The 22,570-nt window shown below is 44.9% G+C and carries 17 protein-coding genes and 1 pseudogene; 12 read left to right on the top strand and 6 right to left on the bottom strand.

All coding sequences use genetic code 11. From position 1 onward, the window contains the following. Positions 1-143: 143 nt before the first annotated feature. From AB8P72_RS01220 to AB8P72_RS01190, 7 genes and pseudogenes are all read left to right on the top strand, one after another. Entirely contained in the window at positions 144-1,055 is a 912-nt protein-coding gene (locus AB8P72_RS01220; RefSeq protein WP_193030050.1) for a nicotinate-nicotinamide nucleotide adenylyltransferase, read from the top strand. Positions 1,056-1,206: 151 nt separating this feature from the next. Beyond that, positions 1,207-1,620 (top strand): ribosome silencing factor, encoded by a 414-nt coding sequence (gene rsfS, locus AB8P72_RS01215; RefSeq protein WP_068406254.1) that lies wholly within the window; start codon positions 1,207-1,209, stop codon positions 1,618-1,620. 200 nt (positions 1,621-1,820) lie between these two features. Further along, positions 1,821-2,597 (top strand): MOSC domain-containing protein, encoded by a 777-nt coding sequence (locus AB8P72_RS01210; RefSeq protein ID WP_068406251.1) that lies wholly within the window; start codon positions 1,821-1,823, stop codon positions 2,595-2,597. Between the two features lie 93 nt (positions 2,598-2,690). Then, positions 2,691-3,575, top strand: coding sequence for an N-acetylmuramoyl-L-alanine amidase (locus tag AB8P72_RS01205; protein ID WP_193030049.1), 885 nt, complete (start codon positions 2,691-2,693; stop codon positions 3,573-3,575). Between the two features lie 28 nt (positions 3,576-3,603). Beyond that, on the top strand, positions 3,604-3,795 hold the full coding sequence (locus AB8P72_RS01200; protein WP_068406245.1) for a hypothetical protein: 192 nt from the start codon (positions 3,604-3,606) through the stop codon (positions 3,793-3,795). Between the two features lie 8 nt (positions 3,796-3,803). Then, the gene (locus tag AB8P72_RS01195) at positions 3,804-4,070 is read left to right on the top strand and encodes a hypothetical protein (RefSeq protein ID WP_193030048.1); all 267 of its coding nucleotides are present in this window, start codon (positions 3,804-3,806) and stop codon (positions 4,068-4,070) included. 83 nt (positions 4,071-4,153) lie between these two features. Then, positions 4,154-5,141: pseudogene (locus AB8P72_RS01190) on the top strand (IS982 family transposase). Positions 5,142-5,668: 527 nt separating this feature from the next. Here the strand turns inward: AB8P72_RS01190 and purL are convergent. Further along, entirely contained in the window at positions 5,669-9,688 is a 4,020-nt protein-coding gene (gene purL / locus AB8P72_RS01185; RefSeq protein WP_369957927.1) for a phosphoribosylformylglycinamidine synthase, read from the bottom strand. A gap of 402 nt (positions 9,689-10,090) precedes the next feature. Here purL and AB8P72_RS01180 point away from each other — a divergent pair, with 402 nt between their 5' ends. Beyond that, positions 10,091-10,585, top strand: a complete 495-nt coding sequence (locus AB8P72_RS01180) for a pyridoxamine 5'-phosphate oxidase family protein (protein WP_068404640.1) — start codon at positions 10,091-10,093, stop codon at positions 10,583-10,585. 319 nt (positions 10,586-10,904) lie between these two features. Further along, positions 10,905-11,399, top strand: a complete 495-nt coding sequence (locus tag AB8P72_RS01175; protein WP_068404642.1) for a pyridoxamine 5'-phosphate oxidase family protein — start codon at positions 10,905-10,907, stop codon at positions 11,397-11,399. 136 nt (positions 11,400-11,535) lie between these two features. Here the strand turns inward: AB8P72_RS01175 and pgsA are convergent, their stop codons facing one another. The 3 genes from pgsA to acs all read right to left on the bottom strand — a co-directional run bounded on the left by pgsA (position 11,536) and on the right by acs (position 16,096). Next, on the bottom strand, positions 11,536-12,114 hold the full coding sequence (pgsA, locus tag AB8P72_RS01170) for a CDP-diacylglycerol--glycerol-3-phosphate 3-phosphatidyltransferase (RefSeq protein ID WP_369958254.1): 579 nt from the start codon (positions 12,112-12,114) through the stop codon (positions 11,536-11,538). A 633-nt stretch (positions 12,115-12,747) separates the two neighbouring features. After that, positions 12,748-13,953, bottom strand: a complete 1,206-nt coding sequence (locus AB8P72_RS01165; protein ID WP_068404646.1) for an NAD(P)/FAD-dependent oxidoreductase — start codon at positions 13,951-13,953, stop codon at positions 12,748-12,750. A 181-nt stretch (positions 13,954-14,134) separates the two neighbouring features. Next, positions 14,135-16,096: an acetate--CoA ligase gene (gene acs / locus AB8P72_RS01160; RefSeq protein WP_068404648.1), complete on the bottom strand. Its 1,962-nt coding sequence runs from the start codon at positions 16,094-16,096 to the stop codon at positions 14,135-14,137. 437 nt (positions 16,097-16,533) lie between these two features. Between acs and AB8P72_RS01155 the strand changes: the two genes are divergently transcribed. Next, positions 16,534-17,835, top strand: coding sequence for an NAD(P)/FAD-dependent oxidoreductase (locus tag AB8P72_RS01155; RefSeq protein ID WP_068404650.1), 1,302 nt, complete (start codon positions 16,534-16,536; stop codon positions 17,833-17,835). A gap of 226 nt (positions 17,836-18,061) precedes the next feature. Continuing rightward, positions 18,062-19,054: a pirin family protein gene (locus AB8P72_RS01150; protein WP_193030892.1), complete on the top strand. Its 993-nt coding sequence runs from the start codon at positions 18,062-18,064 to the stop codon at positions 19,052-19,054. 114 nt (positions 19,055-19,168) lie between these two features. Here AB8P72_RS01150 and AB8P72_RS01145 read toward each other — a convergent pair whose 3' ends face one another. After that, entirely contained in the window at positions 19,169-20,272 is a 1,104-nt protein-coding gene (locus AB8P72_RS01145; RefSeq protein WP_068404654.1) for an alkene reductase, read from the bottom strand. Positions 20,273-20,596: 324 nt separating this feature from the next. Beyond that, on the bottom strand, positions 20,597-21,940 hold the full coding sequence (locus AB8P72_RS01140; protein ID WP_068404656.1) for a hypothetical protein: 1,344 nt from the start codon (positions 21,938-21,940) through the stop codon (positions 20,597-20,599). Positions 21,941-22,034: 94 nt separating this feature from the next. Here AB8P72_RS01140 and AB8P72_RS01135 point away from each other — a divergent pair, with 94 nt between their 5' ends. After that, entirely contained in the window at positions 22,035-22,532 is a 498-nt protein-coding gene (locus tag AB8P72_RS01135; protein WP_068404658.1) for a hypothetical protein, read from the top strand. Positions 22,533-22,570: the final 38 nt, after the last annotated feature.

The raw sequence follows: 22,570 nt of genomic DNA, 5'->3' as shown, positions 1-22,570 counted from the left end.
CATCATGATGGTCGGTTTTTTATGGACTATTTTTGTTAAATCTTTAGGGCTTTAAAACATACGACCCTACTGAGCGCTCGACAATAATGCTATAGTTCACTTAACGACACTGTACATTCGCAGCGCTTTTTGCTCATTTATTTATGCCTCATTCTAAAGACTATCACCTAACGAAAAACGCCAAACCCGCCATTCGTGCCTATTTGGGCGGCTCATTTGATCCTGTGCATAATGGTCATCTGCAAATGGCGCTGTATGTTTATCAAAGTTTATTACCAATAGCAAAGCAACAACAGCGTGAGCTACAGGTGTCATTATTGCCCAATGCGCGCTCGCCGTTTAAAGCAGACAGCACCGACCCTAAGCACCGTCTGGCCATGCTAAAGCTGGCTATAAAAAATACCCCGCTACAAATCAATGAGCTTGAGCTGTGGCAAACGCCGCCGGTCTATACCATTGATAGTGTAAAAACCTTACGCGCGCGCTACCCGCACGATGACCTGATATTTATCATGGGCATGGACAGCGCGCAGAGTTTGGATAAATGGAAAGACGGTTTGACGCTGACCGATCATGTCAATTTATGGGTATTTAATCGGCTTAGCATTGCTGAAAATGACCCTATTATTAAAAATGACCCTATTATTAATAATAATGATGAAAATACTATTGCACAAGAAAAGCTTATTAATCAAGACTTAGTAACGTCAAACCTTACTGCACTGCAATCTCAGCTTCCCATAGCATTGCAACACTTCATCACTGACTCGGCTACTGACCTTGTCGCGCCAGCTTTGCAGCATTTAACAGCCAGCAGTAACTTGAAAAACACCGCTCAAGGATGCATTTATATAGACCCGCGCCCTGTGGCAGCGATATCAAGCACCCAAGTACGTCAACAGCTGCGCAAGCAAGGTTCGCAAAACGCAACTTTACAGCCAATAAATGCTATCATTAACCCGACTGTACCCAATTCGTTCGCTAAATGGCTAAATCCTGCCGTTTATCAATATATTATCGACCATCAGCTATATTCTGCTGCTCAATTCCGTTAAAATCGCCTTATACGTTTAACTTTACCTATTTTATCCATGTTGCCGCAAAAACACCTGCCTATTTACCTATTTTTCAAGGGCGCGTGAGCACAAGCAATGTGATGATTTACTATTTTATTTTTAATATTTATGATTGAAGAGAAGACCATTTATGACCAATACCATGACTGAAGAACGCTTAAAAGAATGCTTAGCGGTAGTCGAAAACACGCTTGATGATATGAAAGCAAAAAATATCACTGTTTTAAACGTAGAAAATCTAACGGACGTGATGGAGCGCATCGTCATCGCTGACGGTACGTCGAAACGCCACGTCCGTGCGATGGCAGACAGCGTCGGCGCTGAAGTTAAGCAAGCGGGTTTTATGCCACTTGGCCGTGAAGGCGGTACCGATTCTGACTGGACGCTGATTGATTTGGGCTCTGTTGTCGTGCATATGATGACGCCAGCTGCGCGTGAGTTCTATGACTTAGAAGGCCTATGGTCGTCACCTGATCAATTGGCGGAACTGGTCGCTGTACCACGTGAGAAGAAAACCGCAGGTCGCCGCAATAAAAACAAATAATCTTGTTTGTTAACAGCATTGTTTAAGAAGAAGACCAGATTCTACTCTGGTCTTTTTTTGTTTAAAATTTGGTACAGATAAAGGTTAAATTGCTAAAGCCATATAATCACATGCCTGATTAGGCTAAGATAATAGCCATCTTTAACATCTCTAATGAGTTAACCACTCGCCTAATAAATCCCTATCGATTAGGATATTCCATGAGCATAGAGCAAATAGCATCTTCTAGCCAAAAAAATAGCGCTGATTTTAATCAACCCTTACCGCTACATATTGCCAATCTAGTCTGCGTGCGCGCTGGCAAAGCGATGCCATTTGCCCGTGAGCAGATGAGCGCGATTGATAAAGCACCCATCAAAGAAGCGGTTGCGGTGAATTTTATGGGTCTGAGCACTGATGAACAAGCCGACCGACGCCATCACGGCGGCCCGCTAAAAGCTGTACATCAGCTAGCGACGTCAACTTATGACAAGATAAATACAGAGTTTGGCTTAAAGGTACGCGTTGGTACCTTGGGTGAAAACTTAACGACCGAAGCGGTCACTGGTCTGCCTGCAATGGATGAGTCGACGGTGTGTATCGGTGATGTTTTTCAGTATGGTCAAGATGAAATCATTAATGGGAATGGTGGCGATAGTGTTCAATTACGCATCGTGCAACCGCGCCGTCCGTGCTACAAAATCAATGACCAAATCGGACAGTTTAAACTGAACAAAGTGCCAAATATCGCCTCTTGGGTGACCAAACAAGGTATTGCTGGCTGGTATTTTGAAGTCGTACGTGACGGTATGATTAACGCTGATTTGCCGGTTTATCTCATCGAACGCCCCTATCCTTTTGCGACCCTAGAAAAATTATGGCAATTATCAAACTCAAAAGAGAAATTTGATGCTGAGGTTATCGAGCCGTGGCTATCAATTGAATGTTTGGAGGACAGTTGGAAAACGGTTTTGGCGAAGAAGATTCGCAAGGATTAAAAAGCTGTAAAAATATCTCAATCTTATCTCTCTACTATCAATAACAAATAAAGGTAAGCATCATCGCCTACCCTTATTCATACAGAGCATTTCATGGCAAAAAATATTTTTTTAGCATTAGCATGTGCCTTAACGCTGCCTTTAATTGGCTGCGCGACAACTAATAACACCCAAATAGCGAATACTGAACCCTTCGTTATTGATAGCGAAACCTACCAAGCCACTGGTAAAAGTGAACGTATTAAAACCATTGTCCTGCATTATACGGTGAGCAATAATGCCCGCGCTATTAAGCTTTTGACCACCGGTAACGTCAGCGCCCACTATCTGATTTTAGATCGTGACGATAATAAAATTTATAACTTAATGCCTGAAAGCGAACGCGCATGGCATGCTGGCGCGGGCGGTTTTGCTGGTAGAACGATTCTCAACGATACCTCAATCGGCATCGAGATTGTCAATGCAGGCATTAAGCCTGAATATCGAGATGCCTTAAAAAACGGCGCGCTCGACTATCATCCTTATGAGCACTATGTAGAATTTGATGAGTTACAGATTAAAAAAGTGGCGCAGCTGGTACAAGAGTTGGCAAAAAGATATAATATCTCAGCAAAGAATATCATCGGTCATGCGGATATGGCACCCTCGCGCAAGATTGACCCCGGTGCAAAATTTCCTTGGCAGCGACTGTATTTCGATTACGGCATTGGCGCTTGGTATGATGAATTTGACAAGCAGTTTTTTATGAATCAAGACGTGCTTGCAGCAGCAACGATACCTGAGATTAAGCAAGCATTTCGCGATTATGGTTATCAAATCAATGATATAGACGCGTGGGATAAAGCCAGTCGTAATGTCGTGTATGCCTTTCAATTGCATTTCAGACCGCAGCAGCCAACGGGCGAGCTGGATTTAGAAACGTATGCGATACTACGCGCACTCAATAAGAAGTATGCTGGTCGTGATGACTTTTATTAAACGATAAAAATATTAGGAGACATAAGCCATGAGCAACTCACAATACAACGAGCAAAATGAGCAAGACGAGCTACAGAAATATCTAGAAGAAAAAGCCAAACAGGAGCAAGAAAAAGAGCAGGAAGCCGAGCCGCTCTCTGCGTATGAGGCTTGTGTGCTAAAAGAAAGCGCTAAGATTCATGAGTTGATTGCTGAGGCTCAGAAAGGGAAAGCTGATTAGGAAAAAATATGGATAAAGAAATCATCTTTTATGATCTTCGTATGCTAGCGAAAGCAGAAAATGGAGCTTACACTTTAAGTATTTCTGTTGAAAGTGGTTTCGCAGAATATAACGTGATCATAGATATAAATGCTCAAGACTTCAAAATAATCGAGAACGATAAATATAGAGTGGCATTGCTTCAAGCTGCGCTACATAGACCCTTTCAACTTCAAGAAACTACATTAGACAAGAGTGAACAACGATATTACTTAGATAACCCCAGTTCGGGATAAGGGCTCAAACAAAGATAAAAAAAGAAGTCCAAAGTTGCTAAAGTAAGTTTACCAAGACCACTTAAGCAAAAAGGACTTCTTACATGGACAACCTAACCGAACTATACTGCCATATTGACGACTTTTATCAGCAATTCAAACCTGAGTTTGAGGCTCACTTAATCGCAACGGGCCGTCAACGGCTAAGAGCATGCAAGATAAGTGTATCAGAGATGATGACCATCTTGGTACTGTTTCATCAACTGCGGTATCGACAGTTTAAGTCTTTTTACTACCATCACATGCTTGGCATGATGAAGCGGGAGCTTCCAAACTTGCCCTGTTATTCACGGTTTATAGAGCTGATACCACGCAGTATCATGCCATTATGTGCCTACTTGCAAAGCATAATGGGCGACTGTACAGGTATCAGCTATATTGATTCAACCAAGATAGCAGTTTGTCATAACAAGCGTATCTACCGTCATAAAGTCTTTGAAAGAATGGCAACCCGAGGCAAAAGCAGCATGGGCTGGTTCTATGGCTTTAAGCTGCACGCCATTATCAATCATAAGGGCGAGCTTGTATCTGTTAAAGTCACTGCGGGTAATACGGATGACAGTGTGCCTGTTAAGGATATGGCAACGTCTGTGTTTGGCAAGGTGTTTGGGGATAGAGGCTATATAGTCACAGCACTTTTAAACCGCTACGGTGTTGCCCACCCTAGATGTACTCAATGTACTATCTGCGGTCGGTCACCTTGTAGCGATTCTAAAATTCCTTGACTATATCAGTAAAGCACTAAACGAGTGGCTCACAAAACACAGTGATACCATGTTGATAACCAAACTTCGGCGTAATATGAAACCCCAATTACTTGAGCCTATGGATGAGGCACTACTCAATCATCGCTCTTTGGTTGAAACGGTGTTTGGAGAGCTTAAAAACTTGTGCCAAATCGAACACTCACGCCATCGTAGTGTCACGGGGTTTATCACAAACTTGCTGTCAGGTTTGATTGCTTATTGCTGGTTTCCCTATAAACCCACCATCAAAAACATGCCTCAGCAGGGACAGGTAGCCATATTGTAAATAGTATCAATGAGTTACAATGTGGCTTATCCCGAACTGGGGTTTAGATAAGATACTTCATGCGAATGAATCTGAGGTCAATACTTTTCTTACAAAGCTAGACCATGGACAAGCTAACGGTGCAATATCTAACATGGTGCGTAAATCAAGTGACAGAGATATAGAAAATCTTCGTAATGGCGACTGGTTTTATTGAAAAGCTCGTAGTGTGCACCTAGCGCACCGATTAAAATTAAAGTTCAGACTAATTTATCATAAAATGGTCATTCAGAGGCGCGTTTTAGCCCCGACTGTAGCGGTATCCTGCTGGGTTGGGCAAGTTGCGGTGGCTAGAGTTTGAGGTAGTGTCGAGGTAACAGCAACATCTCAACTCGTGTCACCGCCTCGCCCAGACTGGCAGATATAAGCGAAAAGCGGGATTAGCTCCCCTACTTCTTAAAACTCAAATCCCAAACATAAAAAAGGTGAGCCGAAGCCCACCTTTTTTTATGTTTAAAACAATGATTTAAAACAACTTAAGCTATATCCTAACGCAACCAAGCGCGAGCGTTACGGAACATACGCATCCACGCTCCGTCCTCATCCCATGCTTCTGGTTTCCAGCTATGATTGTAGGCACGTAGCGTACGCTCAGGGTGCGGCATCATGATGGTGACGCGACCGTCGGTGCTACACAGACCCGTGACACCGCCGACCGAACCGTTCGGATTAAGCGGATAGGTCTCGGTTGGATGACCTTGGCTGTCGACAAAGCGCATGGCGAGCTGACCGTGTTTTGCCATACCGTCGATCTCGGTATTGTCCAGCGTGGCATAGCCTTCACCGTGCGCGACAGCGATTGGTAAGATACTATCTTGCATACCTTTGAACAAGATAGACTTGGTACGCTCGACTTTGACGTTGACCGTACGCGCCTCAAAGCGAGCAGATTTATTGGCAATAAATCTTGGAAAGTTTTCTGCGCCTGGGATGAGGTCTTTGAGCTGCGCCATCATCTGACAGCCGTTACAGACACCGAGTGAGAAAGTATCAGGACGGGCAAAGAAGCGCACAAACTGCATGCGCAATTCGTCATGGAACAAGATAGAGTTCGCCCAGCCAGAGCCTGCGCCGAGGACGTCACCATAACTAAAGCCACCACAAGCGACCAGACCGTCGAAGTCACGTAGATTAATACGACCTTCAAGTAAATCGCTCATATGGACGTCGACCGCTTCAAAGCCTGCTTGGGTAAAGCCTGCTGCCATTTCTGTCTGACCGTTGACGCCTTGCTCACGCAGGATAGCGACTCTTGGCTTACTTTCACGGCTAGCTAAATATGGCTCTTCAACTTTTTGATTGAGGTCAAAGTTTGGCGCAGCGATAAGTCCTTGATGGCTAGCATCAGAGATCAAGTCATATTCTTGCTGTACGCACGCTGGGTTGTCACGGCGACGGGCGATTTGATAGCTGACCTGACTCCACTCTTGTTGTAGCTCAGAACGCTTAAAGCGTAGCGTATCATCAACCATGAGTATTGGCGTTTGGATAATGAGGCTGTCTTCCTCACAGCTTTGACCGACGAGGCTTAGCATATCGCTGACGTTAAATTCTTCTGCCAATTGCATAAGAGCCGCGACGTTTTCTGGTAAGACTTGAATGACCGCGCCCAGCTCCTCACTGAATAACTGACCGAGTAAATTTTTATCGTCCAATGACAGCTTGATACCTTGTCGACTGGTGAATTGCATCTCTGCAATCGTTGCTAGCAAACCACCATCACCGATATCGTGATAAGCACTAATAACGCCTTGCTCGTTACCCGCTTGGATAAAGTTAAAGAAGTCGATTAAATCGCTTGGTTTATCGAGGTCAGGACACTCATTGCCCAATTGGCTTGCCGTTTGCGCAAGGATTGAACCGCCAAGGCGCAGTTTACCTTTTGATAAATCAATACGGTAGAAGGCGCTATCACCATTTATTAGCTCAGGCGTAAGCGTTTTTACCACGTCAATAACAGGCGCAAAAGCAGTAATCACGAGGCTCATTGGCGAAACGACTGATTTATCAGTGCTACCGTCTTCGTTGCTATCTGTCCAGTTGGCACGCATGGATAGCGAATCTTTACCAACTGGGATAGCGATACCCAATGCTGGGCATAGTTCTTCACCGATCGCATGTACGGCGTCAAACAATGCAGCGTCCTCATTGTCATCGCCACAAGCGGCCATCCAGTTTGCTGACATGGTGATGTCTGATAACTGGTTAATACGCGCGCCAGCAATATTGGTAATCGCTTCACCGACTGCTAAGCGTGCAGAAGCTTTTGGACTAATAAGGGCAACAGGCGTACGTTCACCGACGCTCATCGCCTCACCGCTCATTGGCTGACCATCTAGCGCTAATAAACCAGACGCGGTAACGGCGCAATCGGCAACGGGCACTTGATAGCGACCGACATATTGGTCACGGACTACCATACCCGTGATTGAGCGGTCACCAATGCTAATCAAGAAAGACTTACTCGCAACGGTTGGATGACGCAGCACATCTTTGATAGATTCAGCTAAATTAAAATCATTGAGCTCAAGCGGCGGCAACTCATTGTCTTGACGATTAAAGCTACGCTGCATCTGCGGCGTACCACCGAGCAATACTTGCATCGGCATATCGACTGGCTGCTCATCGAGCAATTCATCATCAACGATAAGCTGACGTATTTCCGTCGCTTCACCCAAGATGGCATACGGGCAACGCTCACGGGCACAAATCGCATCAAACTGCTCTTTGCTTTCAGGGCGAATTGCTAGTACATAACGCTCTTGCGCTTCGTTTGACCAAATCGCCATCGGCGACATGCCTGCTTCTAGCGACGGGATTTTACGCAGGTTTAAATGGGCGCCCATCTCGTGGTCATTGACCAATTCTGGCATGGCGTTTGATAGACCACCGGCGCCAACGTCATGTAATGAGACGATTGGGTTACCGTCCGCGCTGTTGTTACTAGCGTCGACATCGTTACCAGCCAAGGCCCAGCAGCGATCGATGACTTCTTGGCAGCGACGTTCCATCTCAGCGTTATCGCGCTGCACAGAAGCAAAGTCTAAACCTTCATCCAGCTCGCCGCTATCGACAGATGATGCTGCGCCGCCGCCCAAACCGATTTGCATCGCAGGGCCGCCAAGGACAATTAATAAGTCACCTTGTTGAATGGCATTTTTCTCGATGAGGTTGCGTTTGATATTACCGTAACCACCTGCCAGCATGATGGGCTTATGATAGCCGCGCATCTCGCTGCCGTCTTTTGCCGCTGAGGTATCTAATTGGAAACTACGGAAATACCCGCATAAGTTTGGACGACCAAACTCGTTAGAGAAGTTTGCTGAGCCGAGTGGTGCTTCGGTCATAATCTCAAGGCTGGTTGCCATACGATCGGGCGTACCGTAGTCTTGGGTGCTGACTTGCCCCGACTGCTCCCATTTTTCGGCAAGCTCTGGAATATGCAGATGTGATACATGAAAACCCGTCAAACCGGCTTTTGGTTTACCGCCACGACCGGTTGCGCCTTCATCACGAATCTCACCACCCGCGCCCGTCGCTGCACCGGCATAAGGGGCAATCGCCGTTGGATGGTTATGAGTCTCGACCTTCATTAAGATATCGATTTCTTCTTGATGAAAGTCATAAGGATGGGCAGAATTTACATCCGTGGCATCAGTCGGCACTGGGTAGTAACGCAGCCCCTTAGCACCAGCCATCACCGCGGCGTTGTCTTTATAAGCCGACAAGATACCTTGGGGATTGGCTTTATAAGTATTTTTAATCATTTGGAACAGTGATTTTGGTTGCACTTCGCCATCGACCGTCCACTCAGCGTTAAAGATTTTATGACGGCAATGCTCTGAGTTGGCCTGCGCAAACATCATGAGCTCAACGTCCGTTGGATTACGTTTAAGCTCATTGACGTAGGCATTCATTAGATAGTCGATATCTTCGCTCGACAAGGCAAAACCAAATTCTTTATTGGCATCCTCTAACGCTGATTGACCTTGGCCGATGACGTCAATGCGATTAAGCGACGCTGGCTGTTCATCATCAAACAGTTTATTTACGTCATTTAAATCATAAACTAGGCTTTGGGTCATACGGTCAAACAATAATTGCTCAGCGGCTTTAGGAAGCTTGTTATTGGTTGCGCTCAATTCACCGTCTGCTTTTGCATCAATCGTTAGGGTATAAACGATGACGCGCCCGACGCGTTTAATCTCAATTTCACAGTTATTAAAGATATCGGTCGCTTTACTGGCCCACGGCGAAATCGTCCCAAAACGCGGACCGACGATCACTTGTACTTGATTGGCCTCTGGAGCGGCAAGTTGAATATCGGCATGCATCCCAAACAAATCCAGCGCTTTTTTCTGCTCATCACCTACGAGGTCGCGCGATAGCACATAAACCTGCTGAGTATGAATCTGGCTGACATTTAGCTCGGTTTTTTGCTGAAACTGACTGATGAGTTGCTGCGTCTGAAAATCGGTAAGAAACGGTTGTCCGGCGATGGTCATCATAAAGGCATAATCCGTAAGATCAAGGCATCTCTGCCATGCAAAGTAAATGGTCTGCGTATTATAACAAGAAGCCCTGTAATAAGCAGGTCAAAACCGAGATAAAAAGCTTTTCAAAACAGAAATATTGCTCAGCTGGCGTCACAATTTTTACCTAATTCTTGTAAACCTTACAAACACTCACATCGCATTACTGGCGACCTATATAAATAAGATAGTGATAATCGCTATTCTAGTTGGCAGTTGCGATGAGTTAAGCGCGTCATAACGAGCTTGACAACTATAAATATAATCTGCTCATAAAAATTACTATAAACGGCGCTGGCTTGTCTAAACTGAATGATTAATAAGCAACCATAAGTTAAACAAAGAACCACTTACTATAATGATAAAAGGACAAACCAAATGAGTAACCAAGAGCATATCGCGAAAATCCAAGAAATTATCAAAGACGTAAAATTTGCCATGATGAGTACCACCAATAAAAAAGGTGACATTCACGCTTGGCCAATGACCACCAATAAAGCCGATGTCGCTGCCAAAGAAATTTGGTTTATCGGTGATAAAACCTCAGACGTCGTCAAAGACATCCAAAACGATGCCAGAATTGGATTAACGTACGCTACCCAAGACGAGAAAAACTATGTCTCTATCAGTGGTAACGCTGAATTATCAACCGACAAAGACAAGTTAGATGAGCTATGGTCGCCTGTTTATAACGCCTTTTTTGCTAACGGTAAAGAAGATGAAAACGTCCAATTGATTAAAGTAGTGCCACATGGTGCCGAGTGCTGGATCAGCGGTAGCTCAGTGGTCAATATGTTTAAAATGGCAACCGCAGCGGTACAAGAAGGTAAAACTGCTGAAGATTTAGGCGAGACTTTCTCCGTCTCTCTATAACCTCGGTTTCTGTAAGTTTTGCTGTCTTAATAATAAAAAAATAAAACACAAGACCGATACTTCAAACGCTAGTAAATTTTTATTTACTAGCGTTTTTTTCAACAAAATTTTATGGGTTTATTTTGTTTTATCAAAATCTTAAAGCTTACAAAGCGTCACAGCGTATTACAGAGCAGCTATATCGTTTTATTAAGCAACTTTATTATATTAATAACTGATTCCACGCATAACGAGTCATCGGCTAAGAGTTATTAATGATTCATTAATTATCTGTCGGTAGCTTTTAAACTGCCTATTTCAATAGTAAAGGATAACTATTATGAGTAAACAAGCGCAAATGGACACCATCCAAGCGATGGTAAAAGATATTAAATATACCATGATGACCACACGCAATGGCGAAGACCATCTGCACTCTTGCCCGATGAATACCACCGAAACCAGCATTGGCGCCAAAGAGATCTGGTTTATCGGACACACGCCATCTGAGACTGTTGATAACATTAAACAAAATGCGGAAGTAAATTTGGCTTATACCTCGAAAGGTGATGATAGGTATCTATCTATTTCTGGTACTGCTGAATTGATCGAGGATGCGGAAAAACTCAATGAACTATGGTCGGTTATGTATAACGCCTATTTTGAGCAAGGCAAAGAAGATCCAAGGGTACAGCTGATTAAAGTGGTGCCGCATGGCGCGGAATATTGGGCAAATGGTAATGCCATTACCAGCGCGGTCAAAATGACGGCGGCGGCAGTTACCGATACGGCGATTGAAAAAAGCTTAGGGGGAAATTTCTCTATTGAATTGTAATTATTTGATCATTAAATACAGTTAAAACTATGATAAATAAAAAACGCCAGTCACTTATCATGACTGGCGTATTTGTTTATGAGCGGTTTAAACTTAAGCGTGTAAACTTAATGACTAATAGCATTTATTCTACATACTAACCGCTTTGTTTTAAATACGGCCATGCAGCTCTTAAGTAAATCATCATCGACCATAAGGTTAAAATCACCGCCGCCACCATCAATATATAGCCTATCATTTCAAGCGATTGCCAATTTAACAATAACACAGTGATAGCGATCATCTGAAAAGTGGTTTTGAGTTTGCCGACATACGAGACAGCAACACTGGTACGATTGCCAAGCTCCGCCATCCACTCGCGTAGCGCCGAGACAGCAATTTCACGCGAGATAATCACAATCGCCGCAATCGCCATAATGATATTGGGATGCCACTGTACCAAGATAATCAATGCGGCTGCGACCATTAGCTTATCAGCGACTGGGTCTAAAAAGCGCCCAAACGCAGAGACCACGTTAAGCTTACGGGCAAAGTAACCATCGAGCCAATCGGTCACCGCGGCGATAATAAACACACCGGTTAGCAGCAAATGGCGCAGCAAACTGTCGCTAAATTCGCTCATACCTACCCGCGCGATGACATTGTCCGAAATCGCTGGCATGCCAATTCCCATGGCGGGTGGCCAATAAGCAATCGCCACAAATAGCGGAATCATTAAAATACGCGCAATCGTAAGATTGTTGGGTAAGTTAAAGATACTTCTGTCGTTTGGCGTTGGTAGCGGTTTTTGTTCTGGTGTGTGCAGCGGTGTACTCTCGGTCATGACAAACCCAGTTTATAGTGAACGATAAGAATGTGGCTAGCTTAGCATTTTTCAGCCATGTCGTCATGCTTCTGTGCCGGTTGGTTTTGGCTTTACTCAATTGCAAGTGTTTTTGAGCAAAAGATGCTTAGCAAAACGATTATGATGATGATTTTTAGCTAATAATCGGCGGACAATTAACCAAAACGTAATGACATGTAAGCAAGCTAGGTAAATCGACCAATTTCAGTTATGATGACTGTGTAATAAATACAGTTGTACACTGGAAATTGTAAGCAGATGTGATAATTTCTTGAAATCATAGATTTTGTCGTCATCTTTATATTAACAATAATAAATCTTGATCAATTTACTTGTGGCTCGTTATTCAGTAGTAGCTCGGTCGCATGATAAGTTTTCCTCAGCCCACGACACCTCCTTCGTGGGCTCTTTTTTTGCCGGTAAGTTAATGATTTATATAAATTCAAATTTATTATGATGTAATACGTCTAAGTTTAATTCCTTAAAGCCTTTATTATCTGTAAATTAAACCATCGCTGCCACCGTCTGCGCTGCCATTTGATAGCAGCTTTCGATATTACCTTGCCCGCACCAATCGCCGCTGACAATCCATTGTTGCTTATCATCAACCAATACTCCTAACTGCTCTTTATGAGAAGCGGTTACGGTTGCAGCAAAACGCCAACGGTGACAGTTAACTTGGCTTGGCGCGCTGTCGGTTTGCCAGTTTAGTGCTTGCTTGGCGGCTTCTAACAACTTTGCTTTTATGGTATCGATATCGTCATCGACGTGCTGCTCTGACCAGTCGTTGCGCGCATGAATGGTCATGCTGGGTAATAGCGCATGATGCTCAGGCTTATGATGTTCGATAAATATTCTATCAATGATAGAATTCTGTACATAAGCCACATCCCACGCCGTGTCCCAACAGCTTAGCGCCTCAGGTAATGGTTGGTTCTCATTCCAACCAAGCATTAAGCTATAGCACGCCTGCATTGTTGGCTCAGTGATTTTTGCGCATTCACTAAAGCCGCTATCTGCCATCAGCTCGACGGCTTGACCATTTGGCACCGTACAAATCACCCAATCAAAATGACCAAGACTGTTGCCATTTTCATCGAATAGCTCAGTTTTATTACTGGTTTTTTCACTGGTTTTGTCGTTAGTTTTATTATTGTTGTTGCTATCTGGCGTTTGCTTATATTGAGATAATGGCGCGACGCGGGTATTAAACTTGATGGTGCTATGCTGCAATTCATCAGCCAATGCTCGCCCCCAATTGGTCATCTTTGGCGTGCTGATATAACGCGCTTGCGTACTGCCCCATTGCTCTTTGAGGTGAATATCGAGTGTCTGATTATTCGCAGACATTGGCGTTAAGCTCACTACTCGCGCGCACCAAGGCTGTAGCAAACCTGTCTGCAACCACGGCTCAATAAATTGTTGAAAGCTTGTGGTTTTGGTGGTAAAAAACTGCGCTCCAAATGCCCATTGCCAGTTTTTATCAGTAAGGCTATCGCTGCGGTAACGTGTTGCTAGACGCCCGACGCTGCGTGATTTCTCAAAAATAGTGATTTCTGGTATTAAGGATTTGTCATTAATTTTCTGCTCATTCATTTGGCTAAAAGCGCGTTCTAATAAGGTGGCAGTAAATAGCCCCGTTAAGCCAGCACCGATAATAGCAATTTTTGGCGCTGATGCCTGCGTAGGCTGCAAAGAAGAGTTCGGCATAATGACGTTAAACCTTGTAAATGTAGAGAAAAACAAAAGTTATTGAAACTTTAAAGCGCGCCAATAGCAATAACCTCTAGGTAAAAAAACCATACTATTTACGATAGTATGGCTTTTGAAGAAGGGAAAAATTAGTTTAGTGCATATCCTTTTAGTATATCCAATTATCGAATCATACTCTTTAATCTCCGCGTTCCGCTTTGACCACGTCAATCAGCTCATTGATGACAGCGCTATCAGCGAGGGTCGATAAATCGCCCAATCCAACATACTGCCCTGCGGCAAGATTTCGCAGGATACGGCGCATGATTTTACCAGAACGCGTCTTGGGTAAGACGTCCACCATATAAATAGCATCCAAGTTAGCAATCGGGCCAATCTCCGCGCGCACGTGGCGATTGAGCTCGGATTTTAAAGCATCCGTTGCGGTTTCGCCCGATTTTAGAATGATAAAGGCACAAACCCCCATGCCGCGAATGTCATGCGGCATACCGACAATCGCCGCCTCAGCCGTTGCTGGGTGTGCAACCACCGCGCTTTCAATCTCTGCCGTGCCCAAGCGATGCCCGGCAACATTGAGCACATCATCCACGCGTCCGGTAATCCAGTAGTGACCGTCTTCGTCACGCTGCGCACCATCACCAGTAAAATAATAGCCCGGATATTCTGTAAAATAGGTTTTTAAAAAGCGCTCGTGATCGTTATAAATGGTACGCATCTGCCCCGGCCAGCCGCCACTAATCGCAAGGTTACCTTCTGCCGCACCTTCTAAGACATGGCCATCAGCATCGACGACGACCGGCTCGATGCCATATAGCGGATTCATCGCCGCGCCTGGTTTCATATCGACAGTACCCGGTATTGGTGCCAGCAAGATACCGCCGGTTTCCGTCTGCCACCATGTATCGACAATCGGACATTTACCGCCGCCAACGACATGATAGTACCAGTCCCACGCTTCTGGATTGATCGGCTCACCAACCGTCCCGAGCAAACGCAAACTTGAGCGATCCGACTCACGGACAAAGGTATCGCCCTCTTTCATCATCGCACGGATGGCCGTCGGTGCCGTGTATAAAATCGTGATTTGGTGTTTATCAATAATATGTCCAATACGCGCCCACGTCGGATACTCTGGCACACCTTCGAACATGACCGTCGTCGTACCATTGGCGAGCGGTGCATAAGTAGCATAAGTATGACCGGTCACCCAGCCGACATCGGCGGTACACCAGTAGACATCGTCTTCTTTGACATCAAACACATCGCGAAACGTAGAAAGCGCATAAGTGATATAACCGCCAGTGGTATGCAGCACGCCTTTTGGCTTGCCGGTAGAGCCTGAAGTATATAATAAAAACAGCGGATCCTCGGCATTCATGACTTCAGGCTCGCAATGCTTCGATTCGCCATCGACCAAACTGTGATACCAGACATCGCGGCGACCGCTCATCGGCACAGAGTTACCCGTACGATGGACGACCACGACATTGGTCACGCTATCGGTGCCATCCATGTCTAACGCACGGTCGACATTGGCTTTGAGCGGCGTGCGTTTATTACCGCGAATACCTTCATCGGCGGTAATGACCAATTTTGATTGGCTATCGATAATGCGATTGCCCAAACTCTCGGCAGAAAAACCGCCAAATACCACCGAATGTACCGCCCCGATGCGCGTACACGCCAGCATGGCGACCATCGCTTCTGGTATCATTGGCATATATAAAGTGACACGGTCGCCTTTTTTGACCCCAAGTTTGCGCATGGCATTCCCGAGACGACACACCGCTTCGTGCAGCTCTTTAAATGAGATGATTTTGTGCAGCGATGGATGGTCACCTTCCCAAATAATGGCAGGCTTATAAGGGTGATTTTTTACATGGCGATCAAGGCAGTTAACTGAGATATTAAGCTCACCGTCTTCATACCATTTGATATGAAAATCTTCTAAGTCATAACTGACATCGCTGATTTTGGTGGGTTTTTTTATCCAATCAATCAGCTCGGCACGCTTCGCCCAAAAGGCATCGTTCGCCTCAGGTGACGCAATAGATTGTTGGTATTCTTTGGTGTATTGCTCAGCGCTAGTATTGGCAGCGGCGACAAACTCAGCCGCGATAGGAAATGATTTTTGAGTCATCGTAGTCATCCTTTTTTAATTATTCTGACTTGTAGCGGCTGTCGTTGCGACTATCATTAAACAAGTAGCATAAAACCATCATCATCAAACGACTGGTAGTTAATGGCTTATGTTAAATATGAACGGCAAACGGTGGCCTATACAAGTGATGTCATCTTCCATAATGTCTGACACTTAAGTTAGTTTGACAAATAAGCAGCGTCGTTGCAAGACGTCGAGCGCAAAACACAACAATTTCGCTGCACAGCTGTATACTTAATCAAGGGTAGCGACTTTTATAAGTTGACTGGGCAAAAATATTTAATCCTTGTAACCTGCTACAAAACATGGACAATAGCTACCCTTTATGATTAAAACGCCCACTCGGCTACTTTTTAATTTTACGATTTTTTTTATTTTTATTCTTTAAAGTTTAGCGCTTTTTGGAGCCTATCATCATGGAAAATCCGCGCAATACAGCAGCACACAATTACTACGATGTCATCGTCATCGGCGCTGGTGCGTCGGGGTTATATTGTGCGCTCACCGCGGGTCGCCGTGGTCGCCGCGTCTTGGTGCTCGACCATGCCAATAAAGCTGGTAAAAAAATCCTCATGTCAGGTGGTGGACGCTGCAACTTTACCAATTACTTCGTCGAGCCTGAGCATTTTATCGGCAGCAACGCCCATTTTTGTAAATCCGCGCTCAGCCGTTATCCGAGTTGGGAATTCATTGCTATGGTTGAGCAGCATAAAATTCCTTACCATGAGCGCGAGCACGGGCAGCTATTTTGTGATGATTCGGCGCAAGATATTTTAACCATGCTCCTCGATGAATGCGCTGCCGTGGGCGTGCAAGTCAAGCTCAATACCCACATCGAACAAGTAAAAACTGATGAGAATAATAAAAAATCTCGCTTTGAATTAATTACCAGCAAAAACCTGAGTAAAAAAGAAAAGCAAGAGAGAAAAGACAGCGGCAATCAAAGTAAGTTGCCGCAAACCAGCTATCGCTGCGAGTCGCTTGTGGTAGCGACGGGCGGCTTATCAATTCCGACCTTAGGTGCGAGCGGCTTTGGTTACGAGCTGGCGCAGCAGTTTGGTCATACGTTAGTCGCAACTGATGCCAGCCTTGTGCCATTTACCTTTACCGATAAAACGGGTGAGCTGATTCGTACGCTTGCCGGTATCAGTCTGCCGGTGATTGCCAGTAATGAGCGCATCTCCTTTAAGCTACCGCTGCTCTTTACCCATCGCGGGCTGTCGGGCCCAGCTATGCTGCAACTGTCTAACTATTGGCATGTTGGCGAAACCATCACTATCAATTTACTACCTGAAATCGATATGACTGCGCTTTTACTTGCTCATAAAAAATCGCACCCACGCCAGCTTATCCGCACGGTCTTGGCAGACAATACCAACAATGCTTTGCCGAAAAAACTGCTGGCAGCGCTACAAACGCATTTGTGGGACGATATCAAAGATACCGAGCTTGCCAATATTAAAGATGAGCGCTTGATAGAGCTTGGCGCGACGCTGAACGGCTGGCAGCTAAAACCGTCTGGCACTGAAGGCTATCGAACCGCTGAAGTCACACGCGGCGGCATCACAACCGATGAAGTCTCGTCAAAGACCATGCAAAGCAAATATCAAGACGGGCTATATTTTATCGGTGAAGTGCTCGATGTCACCGGTTGGCTTGGCGGCTATAACTTTCAATGGGCGTGGGCCAGTGGTTTTGTTTGCGGCGAAGTGGTTTGATGTTAAGACAGACCCTTAATTTAAACGGTAAGCATTCAAACGCTAGCCTTTCAAACGCCAGCAATGCAAATTTAAAAACACTAAATATTTGACTATTTTGAATTTAACCACCATATAAACCCATACAGATTTAGAATTACTTAAGAGTAGGTATTTCATTCCTATTAAAGAATGACGGTGAAATAAATAAGTATTCTTTAATACAGTTAGGCTGACGAGGTAAGCAATGCGCGCCATCAAACATATTCATAATAATAAAGCACCGCATTGGGTCGGCGATGGTTTTTATGTCAAAACTTTGTTTAATCATTTAGATAACGAAGCTGATTTTAATTATCAGCATACCGATCCGTTTTTATTATTGGACTATGGTCAGCCGACCACCTTTGCGCCAAATCCAAACCATGAGAATGAGCCGCACGGTATCGGGCAGCATCCGCATAAGGGTTTTGAGACGGTGACGATTGCCTACGCCGGCGAGATTAGCCATGCCGATTCGGCTGGCGGTTGTGGCATCATCAAAGAAGGCGATGTGCAATGGATGACCGCAGGGCGCGGCATTATGCACGAAGAATTCCACTCACCCGACTTTAGTCGCCGTGGTGGACTTTTTAGCATGGTGCAATTATGGGTCAATTTGCCGAGCGCCCATAAGCTGACTGCCCCTAAATATCAAACGCTAAAACGCGCTGATTTGCCTATGGTTGATTTAACTGATTTTGAGAATGGACATGCTCTTGGTCAAGCAGCAATTATTGCTGGTGAATGGCAAGACACTAAAGGCGCAGCAAGTACCTTTACGCCAATCAATATGTGGAATATTGCCTTGCATAGCAGTGGCTCAACGATGCTGCAAGTGCCAAACAATCATAACATCATGATATTGGTACAAGAAGGCACGCTACTGGTTAATGATAAGTCAGTAAGCGCAGGCAGTCTGATTCAGTTTACAGCGCCGACTGATACTGATATCGCTATTGACTCTGCCAATGAACAAGCAACAACGCAGATAAACGATAGCATTAAGCTGACGTACCCCAAGCTAGCTGATGATAAGATTTCTGGTGATAAGCCATCGTCAAGCATAGTTAAACTGCTACTATTAAGCGGTGAGCCGATCGGCGAACCAGTGGTAGGCTATGGTCCTTTTGTCATGAATACCCAAGCGGAGTTAAAACAAACATTTCGTGATTACCAAACGGGTAACTTTGGTAAATAGCTAAATATTACCCATTAAAAAGCCACCTTACTGTTATTAGCAAGGTGGCTTTTTATTCATTATCGCTTTATTTTAATCGATAAAGCCAATTTAAAATAGCTATCTTAGAAATATTTAAGCTTGTTTTAAAAAAGGATAATCGGTATAGCCTTCTGTACCGCCGCCATAAAAGCTTTGCGGATGTTGCTCATTGAGCGGTGCACCTTCGCGGATACGCTCAGCTAAGTCCGGATTGGCAATATAATCACGGCCAAAAGCAACGGCATCGATATAGCCATCCTTAATATTCTGCTCCGCTTTTTCAGGGGTATAACCACCCGCAGCAATTATCATTTGCCCAAACGCATCACGAACGCGCTGACGGAATTCTGTGCTATAAGGCGTACCACCTGCCCAATCAGGCTCAGAAAGATGCAAATACATCAGCCCGCGCTTATTAATTTGCTCAATAAGCCAGATATTTTCGTCTTCATGGTAGCCTGCTTCGACATTATTAAAGGTACCAAGCGGTGAGATGCGAATACCAACATGGTCAGCGTCCCACGCAGCCACGCAAGCATCGATAACATCAAGGATCAAACGCGCACGGTTTTCGCGGCTACCGCCATATTCATCATTACGTTGGTTGGTTTGCTCAACCCAAAACTGATGCAGCAGATAACCATGCGCGCCATGAATCTCTACGCCATCAAACCCTGCTTCTTTGGCGTTTTTAGTCGCAAGCCCAAAGTCAGCGATAACTTGCTTTACTTCCTCAAGCGTGGCTGGACGCGGGGTTGTAGATTCAACGCGAATTGGTTGGTTATTACTGTCACGCAATGTCGTGCGCACGCCCACATGAACATCAGACGCCGAAATAGGCGCCTTGCCTTCCGGCTGGACGCTTTCATGTGAGACCAAACCGGTGTGCCATAGCTGCACGACAATTTTACCGCCTTTAGCATGGACATTATCGACGATGGTTTTCCACGCCGTCGTCTGATCTTCGGTATGAATACCGGGCGCGCCTGCATAGCCTTTTGCTTGAAAAGAAACCTGCGTTGCTTCGGTAATGACCAATCCTGCGCCACTACGCTGGGCATAATATTCATTGGCTAGTGGCGTAGGAACATCGCCCGGCTCGACCGCGCGTAAGCGGGTTAAGGGAGCCATAATGATGCGATTTTTTAGAGTTTGGGTACCCATTTTTACGGGTTCGAATAAGGTATCGTGTGCCATGTGGAGCCTTGTTTGTTGTTATAAAATAGATTTATAAGAATTATTGAGCTTTGATAAATAGCCATGCTAATTGTTAAGACAGCCATTTATCAGCCGAGTTCTTTATAAGGGTAGATACCGCGATTCCAAGTAATACTTACAAACAAAAACATCGACGCAAGTATATTTCCAACCTTTCAAACGCTATTATTTATGTGACCTTATAAGGGTGTTAAGCTAATAGAATCATTAATTTTTGCTAAAATTTAGTAATAAAAAAAGCACCTACTTTTAAGTTAGTGCTTTTTCTAATCGCTACTTTTAACAAACAATCTCAGTCAATTTTTAAAAATGATAACCCAATTTCATGCCAAGTGCGTAGCCAGTACCATCATCGATATTGGCCACTCGCCCATCAATCTTGGTATCGACTGGACCGCCTTCAAACCACATATATTGACCGCCCGCAGACACACTAAGCTGCTCAGTGAGTTTATATTGCGCGCTTAGCCCCAAGCTTTTGATAGAGTCATAAGGTCCTAATAAACTGAGCGGTGCGCCAGTGCCATGATCATAGCCCAAACGCACTTCGCCTAAAACTTTTGGATTAAACTGCTTACCCAATGCCACTTCAACCGCATAACCATCTTTTTTATAGGCGGCTAAAGGCTCTTGTGTCGATAATGTCGCTAAAGGCGGGGCAACATTAAAGTTACTCCAATCTACCCAGCGCGCGTTAACCATTCCTAATAACTGATACTTTTCACTCAGACCGGTTTGGAAATCGAAATTGACCGACTGCGGCATTTTCACTTCGGTCTTGCCTGCTAGCGGTAAGGCAACTTCATCAGTAGCTGGTCCCGGCGTTACGCCATCACCACCAGCGATAGGCGGCAAAATAACTTGCAGGTTTTCTACGCCAGATACCTGATATTTGGCAGGAGCGCGATAGGTTAATGCGGCACGCAAGGCAATCTCTGGCTTTTCATACGCCATTCCAACGACGGGCACTAGCGTATTTTCGTTTTCAAAATCTAAGGTATAATAAGTCGGTGCTGTCGCCACAGGATTGATGGCCGCTTCATTGATAGCGCCCAAAGTTGCCGCTTCAGTTGGCGTAATCGTGCCATTATTTTGTTTATTGACCAAATCATAATAAGCGGTAGTCGTTGGAATACCAAAAAGCGCGCCCGCTTCATCGATTACTTGCGAAACAGCGGTAGTCAAACCGACTGGCTGCGCGCCCGTTATATTGCCTTTTAACGTTTGGTATTCAAGACCACCATATAACCAAACATTATTGCCAATCTTACCGCCGCCCAAAAGCGTGATGCCAGTTGTCTCTACTCGCGCTTCAGTTGTACCCATGCGATTGTTAAATATATTTCCTGCAGGGTATTCGGTATCGACACCAAAGGGCTGCTCATAAATCACTGCCAATGCCGTATTGGCGGTCGGGGCGATTTTGACAGCGGCACCGGGTAAATCAAAGTCGTCCATCATATCGCCGATTTTATTACCAGCGGCATCGGTGCCTTCAATTTTTGGGTCAACATACGCATAAGATAGCTCGGCATAATTACCCGGCTCAAAAAAAGGCGCAACCGACTGTTTGCTGTATTCGATGCCAGCGGCATGCGCTGAGCTAATAGCCAGACCTAACGCTGTTAAAGCACTGGCAGTGAGCAAATAGCGCGAAGAACGAGAAAGGGAAGCAGAATTCGTAAATCCTAAAAAAGGCGTTGAGCATGCGATTGTATTTGTTGGAGAAAAGCGCAGTTATTTGGTACAGAGCGCCAAGAGAGATCGTGAATTTATTGATATTTTAGAGCAAGTAGATTTGGCTTATTTTTCCTTTAAGCCCATACCAGCATTCAATGCGCCATATTTTAGAATAAGAATAGACGAGCAAGGCTGCAGCTCAGCGCAAAGATGTATTGCCACCATATTATGGTTTGAAAAACCGACCCATCTGCTAGCCGCAGGTGAAACGGCGAAGCTTGAAGGGTTTGATTTTACTTGTAATGATGGTTTTGCAGGTGGTATAACACGCTGTACAAAAAATCTGTGGCGCCTTCCTGTGACAGTGGCACCGGCGGTGAAAAATATCGAGACGCTTACCTATCGCTTTCGCCAACCGACCACGCTGAAGTTTTATCATTATCAACCAGACAAAGCTTTAGCAGAAGAAAAAAGACTGGAAACGCTGATGCCATTTGCCAAAGCGTTTGACATCATTCCCATTCCCATTCAACTTATCATGGCAGAAGGTGCTAAATAAGTGGCATTGATTAAAAGGCTATTTATCAATTAGAAAAA

Source organism: Psychrobacter sp. CLB018 (assembly GCF_041222815.1).
Taxonomy (GTDB): Bacteria; Pseudomonadota; Gammaproteobacteria; order Pseudomonadales; family Moraxellaceae; genus Psychrobacter; species Psychrobacter faecalis.
Note: the sequence above shows the minus strand (reverse complement) of the source record. Positions and strands in the feature narration are given on the sequence as shown.